Origin of the sequence: Oceanobacillus indicireducens (genome assembly GCF_014647195.1) — a bacterium.
Taxonomy (GTDB): Bacteria; Bacillota; Bacilli; order Bacillales; family Amphibacillaceae; genus Oceanobacillus; species Oceanobacillus indicireducens.
Genome location: NZ_BMOS01000051.1, coordinates 1 through 12,491, shown reverse-complemented (window position 1 = coordinate 12,491; position 12,491 = coordinate 1). Strand labels below are relative to the sequence as shown.

Sequence of the window (12,491 nt, the reverse complement as noted above, 5' to 3'; positions counted from 1 at the left end):
AGAAAACAGGAGCATTTTGAAGATAATTGAAGTATATAGAGGGAGGAATTAATAATGGCTCACATCCAGTTTAACCTAAACTTCGATGAATTAAAAGAAAAAATTCTAACATCTAACCTTGATGATATTCTAAAATCAACGATGGTTTTAGTGCTTAATGAGTATATGAAACAGGAACAGACCGACTATTTAAACGCGCAATCGTATGAGCGCTCCTCGGACCGTCGTGACTATCGAAATGGTTATTATGAAAGAGAGCTGCTTATGAGTATAGGTAACGTTCCTTTACGGGTACCGCGCACACACAGTGGGGAATTTCATACGTCCGCCCTTAAAAAATACGAACGGAGTGATCAAAGCTTTTTATTAGCCTTGGTTGAAATGGTTGTAAATGGTGTATCCACACGCAAGGTGACCAATGTTGTCAATAAACTGTGCGGTGAAAATGTTTCTAAATCATTTGTTTCCTCTTTGACGAAAAAATTAGACCCAGTAGTGGAAGAGTGGGCCAATCGTTCACTTAGTGAGATTTACTATCCGTATGTGTTTGTAGATGCAATGTATGTCAAAGTTAGGGAATACAATCGTGTAGTTTCAAAAGCTATCTATATCGCTACGGCTATTGATGATAACGGTAAAAGACATGTGCTTGGCTTTGATGTGGATCATGAAGAAAGTTATGAAGCTTGGAAAGACTTTTTGCATCGTTTAAAGCAACGGGGGCTCCAAGCACCTAGACTCGTTATTTCAGATGCCCATTCGGGATTGAAAAAGGCAATTCAGCGTGTGTTTGTGGGAACGGCCTGGCAGCGTTGTACCGTACACTTCAAAAGGAATGTAATCGATAAAATGCCTAAAAAAGGTATACAGGAAGTAAAGAATGATTTTAAAAGAATCTACAATGGCTCCAGCACACAGGAAGCACGCAATATCAAAAATGAATTCATAGAGAAGTATAAAGATCAACCCAAATTAGAAAAGGCAATCCACACACTGGAGGAAGGATTTGAAGACACGATTCAGTATCTTGTCGAGCCTTTGAACATCATCAATTTATACGCTCTACCAACTTCCTAGAACACTTAAATCAAGAGGTACGGAGGCGGGAGCGAGTCATCCGTATTTTCCCGAATAACCAATCAGCTTATCGATTAGTTGGCGCAATTTTGATGGATCATGAAGAAGAGTTAAAGAAGAAAAAACGAACACTTTTTTAGCCGCCCCCCTTGACCGCGAGCGAAAAATTTTATTTGCTTGGAAAGGTACCTTTCCAAGCAAATAAAATTTAATAATACCCGGTTAAAGACTCTCACAGAGGGAATATGGACTTGACTAGATGAATATGCTGATGGGAAAATAAAACTCAGTTGTTTTCCCATTAAAGTAAGATGAACATGCTGATGGGAGAATAAACCCCAGTTGTTTTCCCATTAAAGTAAGGTGAACATGCTGATGGGAAAATAAAACTCAGTTGTTTTCCCATTAAAGTAAGGTGAACATGCTAATGGGAAAATAAAACTCAGTTGCTTTCCCATTAAAGTAAGATGAACATGCTTGATGGGAAAATAAACCTTAGTTATTTTCCAAATGCCGAAATTAACAGAGAAGTTTAACATAGATTTTAAGGGAATTTTTAAAGAAATTTATTTAATACTGTTGACATTGACGTTGCGTAAAGGTGTAACATTATTTACAAGGAGGTGATCTGATGGAATATACAGTGCAAAGTCTTGGAAGACTAGCAGGTGTTAGTGGAAGAACATTGAGATATTATGATGAAATTGGAATTCTTAAGCCGGCAAGAATTAATTCATCAGGGTATCGGATATATGGTCAGGCAGAGATAGACAGATTACAGCAAATCCTATTTTATAAAGAGCTTGGCGTCAGCTTAAATAGCATAAAGGATATTTTAACTGCACCTTCTTTTGATGGAGTAACTGCACTTAAAGAACATCGGCAAAAACTCCTTGAAAAAAGAGAACAGCTAGATCTACTGATAGCAAATGTAGATAAAACAATCGCTTCAAAAGAAAGGAAAATTAACATGTCAGATAAAGAAAAATTTGAAGGATTTAAGAAAAAAATGATAGATGAAAATGATCTCAAATATGGGAAAGAAATTCGTGAAAAACATGGAATTGAGACAGTGGAGAAATCGAATAAAAAGATAATGAACATGACTCAGGAAGAATATGAAGCTGTGACAAAGCTTTCAGAACAGCTAACAGAAACATTATCGAAAGCTTTTAAAACTGGTGATCCAGCTAGTGATATCGCTCAAAAAGCAGCTGATTTACACAAACAATGGCTAACTTTTTATTGGAGCAAATACAGTAAGGAAGCACATGCAGGCCTTGCTCAAAGATATGTTGATGATGAAAGATTTACAGCATACTACGATAAAGAACAACCCGGTACTGCCGCATTTTTACGAGATGCCATTCACATCTATACAGGAATGAAGAAGTAATAGTCGAAAAGCATCCTGTAGTCATATTATATGGTAGGTGCATTAAATATTAAAGAAATGAATGATCTATTCCGTATTGAAGAAAATGATGAATAATATAAATTATGGAGTGGCACGAACTCTTAGATAGTTAGAGACCGTGCCATATGTTTTATTGTATAACTTCATTTATTTTCACCCGAACAGCTTCCAAAATTTCAGTGTTCACATGTCCAAATTTTTTTCTGACAATATTTTTAGATAGTGTGTATACTTTGTCTGCCCTTATTTCTGATGTTTTTTTAAGTTCTCCCTCTGTCAAATCTTTTGGATCGATTACAATAGAATATAAAAGATCCCTAATTTTTGAAGTGATAGCTAAAACAACGATATCTTCCATCACCTCATTATAACTGTCGTTTGAAATAATGAGCACAGGACGTTGCTTTTGTTGTTTTAAATTACGAATGGAACTAGTATTAAAACAATATCACCTTGTTTATACATTGTTCCAAACCTCGTCATCAATGTCATTATCCCAAAAATCCAAACTGCTCTCACTGGCTTCTGTTAAATCCTCAGATACACTTTTATCGCTTTTAGCTTTTAAAAACTCGGCAAAATCCAGAATTTTATCCACATCTTTTTCAGGTATTTCATCAATAATTTTAAGTAAACGATCCTTAGCAGTATTCACGTATTCATCACCACTTTTATGAATATTCTATTTTATTATATCACTTCATATTACGTTTCACTATATATTCATGATTCAAACATTGGTTTATAATTATGATTATTTGCTTCATTTTCTTTCATTCATCCCTAGACTTATCTGTATATAAGAAATGCCACTCTCTGTGGTCATTATAGGTGCTTAAATGTTACAATTTATAAAGATTGTTATGAGATTCAAGAGATTATAGTATTTCTCTTATTCACCTAAAGGTCATAAAATTTAAGATGTTTCAAAGAATAATGTTCATTTAATTTTATTTGAAGTGTGGTGAGAAGTCTAAAATGGAAGCGAAGGAATTTCAAAATTGGATTGCTGAAAGTCAAGAGGTTGGGCTGATTTAGATATTTTTGTACGTATTGGCTTCTTGTCAGAAGAGACGGGAGAAGTCGCTAGAGCAATTAGAGCTCTGGAAATCGGACGAGACCGACCAGATGAGCATCCTATTTCATTGGCAGAAAGTAAGAAGAATTTAACAGAAGAACTTGGTGATGTATTAGGTAATGTAGTTGTTATTGCGAATAAATATAATATAGATTTGGAAGAAATTTTCTTAGAACATAAACGAAAGCTGTCCAATAGATATCTTTAAGTAAATAAACCGGGAGCAAAGGTGTGGTTGAAATGGAGATTAAAAGTCTTGCTGTATTTTGTGGGTCAAGTACGGGAATAAACAACGTTTATATAGAACATGCAAAAAGATTTGGAGAAGAATTAGCCAATAATAATAAAACTTTAATTTACGGTGGAGCCCAAGTGGGATGTATGGGTGCATTGGCTGATGCTTCCTTACACAGTGGTGGTAATGTGATAGGAGTGATTCCTCAAAAATTAAAAGCTGTAGAGATTGCTCATGATCAATTATCAGAGCTACATGTTGTTAATACAATGCACGAGCGTAAATCAAAAATGGCAGAATTAGCGGACGGATTTGTCGCTTTGCCTGGGGGCGCAGGAACATTAGAAGAATGGTTTGAAGTATTTACTTGGTCACAGCTGGGTTATCATGCAAAGCCTTGTGGATTGCTAAATGTAAATAACTTTTTCGATCCGCTAATTACCATGTTAGATCATACGATTGAACAGGGGTTTATGAATAAAGATTATCGAGAAATGATAATTATCTCCCCAGATCCCAAAGAATTATTAGAAAAAATCGATTCCTTTAGTCCGAGCCACGCTGTGAAATGGACTTAATGATTTGGATAATACTGCAACAAACGGCAGTAATTTATATGAGTGGAAAGAAATTAAGGGTTCAATCCCTAAACTCTTTTCAAAAAACTAAAAAAGGATAGCACATAACTAGTATGTGTATCCTTTCTGTCCCACAATCGCGCCCTATTCATGAATAAGCTTACTTTTCCTTTACAGCAATGGAAAAGCTTCAAGGATTTCTTCATGGGAATGAAGCTCTTTAATAGTTAGTATATCCATTTCCAAGCTCCCTTTTAATTTATTTTAGGTTCATGGTTCATTCAACTTTCTACAAATAAACTTCTGCATTTATTACGTTAAATGGCCCGATTCTGAAACAACTTTTTGTGCGACAATTACGCCCGATTACAATAGATTAATTTTCAATACAAGTAGAGAAGTCTAACCAATCTTCCGTACAAAAAACCTTTTTATTTCCAGCGTCTAATTTAACTTTCTTACCAATGGCCAGTGGATGCATAGGGTGGGTATGACATGTATCAAATTCAGCTAAAATCGGTATATCTAATCCATCTAATTGCTCTACCAGTAAATCTAATGGCTGTTTTCCTGTACCTAGATCATTGTATTGTTCATGTTTTCCCAAGATAATACCAGCAACTTTGTCAAAAATACCTTGCACTCGTATCATAGCGAAGTTTTTCTCAACAATTGAAGCGTTTTTCATACAATCCTCAATCATTAAAATATCCCCTTGCTTTATCATAGGAAAATATGGAGAGCCAATAAATCCATACATAGCATTGACATTACCACCTATTAATCTACCTTCTGCAATTCCACTTTGCCCAGTGACCCATTCGTTTTTATAAAGCTTTTTCTCTGTCGTTTTTTCTAGCCAGTTTACAGGTTCATCCGACCAAAAAGCTGGAGTCGGTACTTCGTAAGGCATCTCATTCTTTTGCATAAAATATTGCTCAAAATAATGATATGTATCATTTACCAAAGGTTCAAATTCTCCAAATGAAGGGACTAATGCAGGACCATAGTACGTTGGTATGCCTGTTTTTGAATAAAGTGCAAGTAAAATAGCTGTAGCATCAGAATACCCAACCACTTAGGGTTTTGTTTAAATGCTTCATAATCAATATATGGCAACACACTATTCGAGTTTGTTCCTCCAATAGTTGACATTATCATCTTCACACTAGGATCTTTTATTAGCTTATTTAATTCCTCTGCACGCTCTTTAGGTGATCCCGAGCGATAGCCGTCCTTTCGACCTGTTAAAATTCCTTCAACGATAGTAAATCCTTTCTCCTCTAGAAAAGACTTTGCCCGTTCAAAACGCAATTTATCTGTAACTGTTGTAGGGGAAGAAGGAGTAAATATACCAATTGTATCTCCCTTTTTTAAAAAGTCCATAATCATTCATCTCCTCTGAATTTAAAATATACTATCAAACAATCCAGCCCGTTTGTGTTTAAACAACATTATTGTAATGGAAGATCTTTTTGTCATTTAACATTATTATACAGGAAATTTATTTAAGTCCCCTACCAAAATTTTTTCTCGGTATGGTTTTTAGTAGGAAACTATATTTTTAGATGTTTTTTTGCCTTTTATAAAAGGTAAATATGCTCCTCTTATAAAGCATTAAACTCCGCTTTAAAAGCACTTTTACGAGAATGCGCTTTTTAATAATACTCTATTAACTTTGTTTCCCATTCAAATCTCCATTTGATTCCAACGCTTCACCCAACGCCGCAATCAGCTCGGCTGGTTTATAATAACGATGACGATGCCCACCGCCAACAACAAGCCAGTTGGGCAAACTAAAGATATTAATTGATTAAAAACTATTCTACCCCTTTTAACGATTCAACCATATCGATTTCCCGGAATTGAATATGGTCGGCAGAAAATGTATGAGCAACAACTATAAAAAAAACGAGCAGACGGCTCGTTTTTTTTTATGACTTTTCAACTGTTAAATGTCCGCTCATGGCTAGCGTTCGGGCAATATTTTCAGAGAGTTTCATCGTATTGACTTTTGCCTGTTCCAAAGATTCCTCTAATGTCACTGCCCCAGGAACAATGGAAAACATGGCGTCAATTCCATGATTGTAAATAGCGTCACTTTCATGACCTATCGCACCAGCAATACCAATGACCGGAATGCCGTATTTTTTCGATATGTTTGCGACACCGATGGGCGTTTTTCCATAAATCGTCTGAACGTCGATTTTACCTTCACCTGTGATGACAAGCGTAGCATCTCGTACACATTCATCTAACTTTACAGACTGGATAACAATATCGACGCCGCGTTTGAGCCGTCCATTCAAAAACGCTACAAATCCTGCACCTAACCCCCCGGCTGCACCGGCTCCGGGCATATTCATCACATCTTGTCCTAGTTCATTTTTCAAAACATAACCGTAATGCGTAAGATTTTGATCTAATCTGGCGACCATCTCAGGTGTGGCGCCTTTTTGTGGGCCGAATACAGCCGAAGCACCGCGCTCACCTGTCAAGGGATTGTCGACATCGCACGCTACATCAACCGTCACATTGGCTAAACGCGGATCTAAGTCTGCTAGATCAATAGATTTTAATTGACTTAATGCTTCGCCCCCGTAGCCAATCTGCTCTCCATTTTTATCGAGCAGCTTAGCTCCTAAAGCTTGAGCCATACCTGAACCACCATCATTTGTCGCACTACCACCTATTCCGATAATCATATGATCAATTCCTTGATCAAGTGCAGCTAAAATTAATTCCCCCGTTCCTTTTGTCGTTGTCTGAAGTGGGTTGCGAGATTCTTTTTTAATCAAATGTAAACCAGAAGCGGCAGCCATTTCGATTATAGCTGTGTTTCCATCCCCCGTTATGCCGTAAAAAGCTTCAACAGGAGTTCCCGCCGGACCTGTCACAGTTTGCTTTATAATTTTCCCATCAGTAGCATCAACAAGAGATTGTACCGTCCCTTCTCCCCCATCCGCCATGGGAACTTTTAGATAAGTGGCTTCAGGCCATACTTTTTTAAAACCTGTTTCAATAGCTTCAGCCGCTTCTAAAGCGGTCATACTCTCCTTAAATGAATCAGGAGCAATGACTATTTTCATAAGGGTCAACTCCATTTCTTATCGTAATAACTAAAACTAGTAGAGAAGTCATTAAACAACATCTATTTCTGATATCACTAAGCCTTTTAAAACTCCATTTTAGATAAATAACTTAAAAACACCAAAGATGAGTGTTGAAATAATGGCTAAGGTTAAACCAACAAGTGATTCATAAGGGATCAATTTCATTCGTTCTTTCATATCCATAAATACACTACCACCTGTGGCGTGGAAAAAGCTACCATGTGGCAAATGGTCAAACACCGTTGCTCCTGCGTGAATCATCGCACCACCTGCCAAACCGGCAACTCCCAGTTCCATAATCGTTGAGCCGAATACGTTACTCGCCACCACCGTTCCAGCGGTTGTTGAAGCAGTAGCCATGGACATGAGTGCGCCCGAAAATGGAGCTAATATATAAGCTGGAAGACCAAGGGCTTCAAGTCCATTCGTGATGACTTGGTCCAAGGCTGAATTAGAAATAATTCCTGCAAGCGTCCCAGTTCCAAGCAACATGACAGCAACCCCTGTCATTTTTCCAAGCCCCAGTACAGCGTATTCATTTATACGTTTCATTCTTCCCATTGCGAGTGCTCCAACGATTCCACCAATGGGAAGCGCAATCATTGGATCGATAATAATATCAAATAGAGGTCGCAAGGCAAGTAAAACAATCGCTGTTAAAGGGGCGATGATGGCTAGAAGAAATGATGGTGCTTTCTCGCCACTTGCGGCTTGTAGTTCTTCTGATGTTGTAAAGCTTCCTTTGTTTATTAGTCGTTTAGCAATCACGTATGTGACCACAATACCAAACATAGCGGGGATAATTCCCGCAGCCATGATAGACGTTAACGGTACATCAAAAGCATCAGATGCTGCAATAGCATTAGGGTTCGGTGACATAATATTACCAGCCTTACCTCCACCAATCATCGCGATGAGTATAGCCATTTTTGAAAGCCCGGCTCGATGTCCAATCGCTAAAGCAATCGGCGCCACAGTTATGACGGCAATGTCAATAAATACACCAACCGTTGTTAATAACAAGGTAGCAAGTATTAAAGCCAAAAGCGCTTTCTTTTCACCTAGCCGTTGAACTATTGTTTCAGCAATTGTTGATGCTGCTCCCGACTGAATAAGGACCCCTGCTAAAATTCCTGCCGCTAATATACGAAGAACAGCCGGAATAATGCTTTCAGCTCCTTCAATCATGAGCGTCACTGTATCTTCTATACCGACTCCGCCAAAAAGACCACCTAACAATGCTCCTGCTACCATTCCGTATGCCGGTGGCACTTTAATAAGGATAAGAAAAATAGCAATAACGAGTGCAATGATAGCGCCTAAAGCGCTTACTTCTATTTCCATCTAGTGTCACTCCTTTTGTATTATAATCATGATGATAATTCTATTGTATCGTTTTGCAAAAGCGATTACATTAAGCAAATAAACAAAAGAAGGCACATAAAAGATTATACTTTAAGTCATCTGCACAATTTAAGATTGTAATTTATATGCTATTTGTTCGATATACAAATTTAACAAATCATGTATGTTTCTAGGGTCTTTCCCGGTAATACGTTTAATTTTTTCCAGTCGATAACTCAGCGTATTACGATGGATGAACAATCTCTCTGCAACACGAGATAACTCCCCTTGACTATCAATATATGTCTCTAGCGTCGTTTGCAAATCACCACTTTGATCTTCCATAACGAGGGAATGATAGTGTTTTGAAAAATCAGCAGGCAAACGATTGGCATGTAAAAGAATAGATAAATATAAATCGTCATAAACATAAATTGTATTTTCGGGATATAGTATCGTCCCCACTGCCAAAGCTTCTCGAGCATATTGATATGAACGTTTCGCATCTTCTAACTCGGAAAATGGATTACCAATACTGGCTTGCCACTGTCCATTTGATCTAAATGTTAACTGCTTAAGTAATGCCTCTATTCTTTTATACAATGATTCAATGGATTGAGACTCAGAAAATTGTTTTAATATCACTATTTTAGTCGTTTGCACGCTTGCGACAAGATCATTTGTATCACAATAATTTTTTAAATAAGTTAAACTATCTTGCTTAATTTTTGCTAACTCTCTTTCATTCTCATCAGACATAAAATGGAGAAGGACTGCGATGCGCGGTGTGCGTAAGTCAATCCCCATTCTAGCTGCCCTCTCGATTAATAAATCATTCGTCCGATCGTTAATGACCTCAAAAACTAATTCTTCACGCAAACGTTCTTCCCACTGTAATTGATGAGTGAGTGCAGCCTGTTCCAAGGTAAGTTCCGCTCCCATTTTAACTAACTCTCCAAACTGGGAAATATCTTCGGGACGACCTGTAATACCTACCACGCCGACAATCTTTTTTTCAAACACAATCGGCAAATTAATCCCAGGTTTCGTTCCCGGTAACTGCTTGCTTTTAACGTGATCTATATCTATTCGTTTATTTTCCCGAATTACCTGAAGTGCTGCCGCATGAAAGTGACCTAATCTATCTTTTTCACCACTTCCTATAATCACGCCGTCTTGATCCATTACATTAATATTATGAGTAAGTATCCGCATCGTCCTGTTCACAATATCTTCTGCTATAGCCTTTGTTAACATAGTCATTGATAGCCCTACTTTCAAAAAGATGTATATTCATTTTCATCACGATATACCATTGTTTAAATAAACAGCAAACTCGTCAAACGACACTTAATCCTTTTCCCATTCCATTAAATATTCTTCCTCGGAAGTCTGTTCATCTAATGTTTCTTCTTTTATTACAAAGCCATTTTTTAAATAGAAATCAACAGCTTTGTTATTTTTCTTGTATACTTTTAATTGTATATTTTCCCTTTGCCTTTTAACAAAATCTAACAAGCCCTTTCCATATCCTCCACCTTGATGCTTAACATCAATAAATAATGCAGCCAAATAATTATTCATCATCGATACGAAGCCGACAATGTCTTTTTCATTACTTACAACATAGGTTTCAGACATTGGGATATACTTTTCTTCCATCTTCGTTTGCTGTGATTTCCAATAATTCTTATCAATAAAGTCGTGTGCTATTAAAGAACCCTCATACCATATCTCTACTAATTTATTGACTTCTGTTTTCTTGTTTGGTCTAATATTCACCTTATCATCCCTATCATATAAATCTAAATGCTTCATTCAATTAAAAGACCCTATTGTTGAATTGATAACTAAATATTAAAATAACTATCTACACATATTTAATACGTTTTCAAGATCATGGCTATGTAATTCTCCCAAATGACGTTTCAATTCTGTGTCGTGAATGGAAGTAATTTTGGAAGTACGTACAAACTAACGGTTTTAATAATCCGGCTTCTTCCCAATACTTTAAGACTTTGACAAATTGGGGACAAATTGATTTCCTGATCGGTAACTGGTGCAATAATAACATCTATATCCAAAGCTAATTCGTTGCCGACAATAAAACATTAGCACTGTTTAGTTTGCCGTATGCCTTTAAATAGAACATCTGCCAACCAAACTTCACCCTGCTTCTTTTTACTGCTCACTGTATATATCATCCGCTTCGTTATCCCACCAGGAGTAGTTTTCCCCCAATAAAACAACGTCCTCAGCCATATATATTTCTTTAATTTTATCTAGTTCCTTTTGCTGTTCTTGTTCACTTAACATATCAATTTCTTTTATGATTTTATCAGGAATAGACATATGACGCACCTCCGTCACTCCATACACTTATTATACCTTATTTTTTCGCTAGCCTAAACGAACGATCTTCCTTCATCATCGCGTTTCCCAAGATACCATTGGAGTATGACACCACCCGTGTTGATGTTCAATCTCAAGTTTGGAGAGAAACTTTGGAATTTGTTGTTCTAATTTTGGTTCTTTCAGTTTAACAGCTGGATTCTTTGAAATATATCCTTCCTCATGAAAGAAAATAAGCCTAACTTTCACTTAAAATTTAAGAGTTAAGTTAGGTTTTTTAATAAAAAGATACTTAATGTTCCAAATTCCTATTTCTCTCGCAAAAGGCAATTTCCAATTTTGGCCAAATTATTCAAGCAATTATTCTTCACTTTTAATAGAAATACATGTCTCAATAAGAAAAAGTTACATACTTGCTGGTTTAATAATTTTGATTAATAGAACTCTGAATATGCCTTTTTAGTTGATCAAGTGAAGTGAATGAATTTGATTTTTAAATTCTTAAGGTAATCTTCAGGTAGCTTTCAGGAAGGCGCAAGGTTCACTCGTTATACTTACATTAATCATAATGATATGGAGGAAATGACATGATGAATAAACCGATTATAGTACAAACAAAAAATTTAACCAAAACACATGGTGCTGTTAAAAGTGTAAACAATGTTGACCTTCACGTACCAGAAGGTGAAATTTATGGTTTTTTGGGGCCAAATGGGGCGGGCAAAACAACAACTATCAAAATGTTATTAGGTTTGATTAAACCTTCTGCAGGAGACATTCAGGTATTTGGAAAGAATCTTCGTAAGTCTCGGGCATCTATTTTACAGAATACGGGTTCCTTAGTGGAGTCTCCATCTTACTATGGACATTTAACAGGTTTAGAGAACCTGCTCGTTATGAAACGTCTTCGAAATGTCCCAAGGAAAAATGTTGATGAAGTACTTCGTATTGTCAGATTAGAAAAGCAAAAAGATAAGAAAGTAAACCAATACTCTTTAGGTATGAAACAACGATTAGGAATGGCTATCTCCTTACTATCGTTTCCCAAATTATTAATTTTGGATGAACCAACCAATGGGCTTGATCCATCAGGTATTGGTGAGATGAGGGAACTTATTAAATCTTTACCATCCCGTTATGGAATAACAGTTTTACTATCCAGTCATCTTCTATCAGAAATTGAACAAATGGCGACATCTGTCGGGATTATCAGGTCGGTCTTTTCTATGGTGAGTTTTTTCTGCCAATTCTTGTAAACTAGCACATTATTCCAGGTCATCTATTTCAAACTAATTCA

General features: G+C 36.7%; 9 protein-coding genes and 4 pseudogenes. 5 read left to right on the top strand and 8 right to left on the bottom strand.

Going from position 1 to position 12,491, the window contains the following annotated elements; genetic code table 11:
• Positions 1-54: 54 nt before the first annotated feature.
• Both IEX94_RS18595 and IEX94_RS18590 read left to right on the top strand, forming a co-directional pair.
• Positions 55-1,217: pseudogene (locus tag IEX94_RS18595) on the top strand (IS256 family transposase).
• 491 nt (positions 1,218-1,708) lie between these two features.
• Positions 1,709-2,473: a MerR family transcriptional regulator gene (locus tag IEX94_RS18590; protein WP_188859635.1), complete on the top strand. Its 765-nt coding sequence runs from the start codon at positions 1,709-1,711 to the stop codon at positions 2,471-2,473.
• Between the two features lie 151 nt (positions 2,474-2,624).
• Here the strand turns inward: IEX94_RS18590 and IEX94_RS18585 are convergent, their stop codons facing one another.
• Positions 2,625-2,852, bottom strand: coding sequence for a type II toxin-antitoxin system PemK/MazF family toxin (locus IEX94_RS18585; RefSeq protein WP_229782802.1), 228 nt, complete (start codon positions 2,850-2,852; stop codon positions 2,625-2,627).
• 99 nt (positions 2,853-2,951) lie between these two features.
• Positions 2,952-3,149, bottom strand: a complete 198-nt coding sequence (locus tag IEX94_RS18580; protein ID WP_156857380.1) for a DUF2281 domain-containing protein — start codon at positions 3,147-3,149, stop codon at positions 2,952-2,954.
• A gap of 323 nt (positions 3,150-3,472) precedes the next feature.
• Between IEX94_RS18580 and IEX94_RS18575 the strand changes: the two are divergent.
• Both IEX94_RS18575 and IEX94_RS18570 read left to right on the top strand, forming a co-directional pair.
• Positions 3,473-3,780: pseudogene (locus IEX94_RS18575) on the top strand (MazG nucleotide pyrophosphohydrolase domain-containing protein).
• A 32-nt stretch (positions 3,781-3,812) separates the two neighbouring features.
• Positions 3,813-4,385, top strand: a complete 573-nt coding sequence (locus tag IEX94_RS18570; RefSeq protein ID WP_188859633.1) for an LOG family protein — start codon at positions 3,813-3,815, stop codon at positions 4,383-4,385.
• Between the two features lie 376 nt (positions 4,386-4,761).
• Here the strand turns inward: IEX94_RS18570 and IEX94_RS18565 are convergent.
• The 6 genes and pseudogenes from IEX94_RS18565 to IEX94_RS18540 form a co-directional block, all read right to left on the bottom strand.
• Positions 4,762-5,777: pseudogene (locus tag IEX94_RS18565) on the bottom strand (S66 family peptidase).
• Between the two features lie 542 nt (positions 5,778-6,319).
• On the bottom strand, positions 6,320-7,474 hold the full coding sequence (locus IEX94_RS18560) for a glycerate kinase (RefSeq protein ID WP_188859639.1): 1,155 nt from the start codon (positions 7,472-7,474) through the stop codon (positions 6,320-6,322).
• A gap of 99 nt (positions 7,475-7,573) precedes the next feature.
• A complete protein-coding gene (locus IEX94_RS18555) occupies positions 7,574-8,842 on the bottom strand; it encodes a GntP family permease (protein WP_188859631.1) in 1,269 nt (422 codons plus the stop codon).
• Between the two features lie 129 nt (positions 8,843-8,971).
• The gene (locus IEX94_RS18550) at positions 8,972-10,105 is read right to left on the bottom strand and encodes a sugar diacid recognition domain-containing protein (RefSeq protein WP_156857390.1); all 1,134 of its coding nucleotides are present in this window, start codon (positions 10,103-10,105) and stop codon (positions 8,972-8,974) included.
• An 87-nt stretch (positions 10,106-10,192) separates the two neighbouring features.
• Positions 10,193-10,660 carry an N-acetyltransferase gene (locus IEX94_RS18545; protein ID WP_229782801.1) on the bottom strand — a complete coding sequence of 156 codons (468 nt, stop codon included), beginning with the start codon at positions 10,658-10,660 and terminating at the stop codon, positions 10,193-10,195.
• A 363-nt stretch (positions 10,661-11,023) separates the two neighbouring features.
• The gene (locus tag IEX94_RS18540) at positions 11,024-11,194 is read right to left on the bottom strand and encodes a hypothetical protein (RefSeq protein WP_188859630.1); all 171 of its coding nucleotides are present in this window, start codon (positions 11,192-11,194) and stop codon (positions 11,024-11,026) included.
• 590 nt (positions 11,195-11,784) lie between these two features.
• On the opposite strand from IEX94_RS18540, the pseudogene IEX94_RS18535 reads away from it, so the two are divergent.
• Positions 11,785-12,405: pseudogene (locus tag IEX94_RS18535) on the top strand (ABC transporter ATP-binding protein); the annotation flags it as partial.
• Between the last annotated feature and the right edge of the window lie 86 nt (positions 12,406-12,491).

Bases quoted from the DNA above. Each gene is read 5' to 3' on its own strand.
- IEX94_RS18590 (WP_188859635.1), top strand. From the start codon at position 1,709: ATGGAATATACAGTGCAAAGTCTTGGAAGACTAGCAGGTGTTAGTGGA.
- IEX94_RS18585 (WP_229782802.1), bottom strand. From the start codon at position 2,852: ATGGAAGATATCGTTGTTTTAGCTATCACTTCAAAAATTAGGGATCTT.
- IEX94_RS18570 (WP_188859633.1), top strand. From the start codon at position 3,813: ATGGAGATTAAAAGTCTTGCTGTATTTTGTGGGTCAAGTACGGGAATA.
- IEX94_RS18560 (WP_188859639.1), bottom strand. From the start codon at position 7,474: ATGAAAATAGTCATTGCTCCTGATTCATTTAAGGAGAGTATGACCGCT.
- IEX94_RS18555 (WP_188859631.1), bottom strand. From the start codon at position 8,842: ATGGAAATAGAAGTAAGCGCTTTAGGCGCTATCATTGCACTCGTTATT.
- IEX94_RS18550 (WP_156857390.1), bottom strand. From the start codon at position 10,105: ATGACTATGTTAACAAAGGCTATAGCAGAAGATATTGTGAACAGGACG.
- IEX94_RS18545 (WP_229782801.1), bottom strand. From the start codon at position 10,660: ATGAAGCATTTAGATTTATATGATAGGGATGATAAGGTGAATATTAGA.
- IEX94_RS18540 (WP_188859630.1), bottom strand. From the start codon at position 11,194: ATGTCTATTCCTGATAAAATCATAAAAGAAATTGATATGTTAAGTGAA.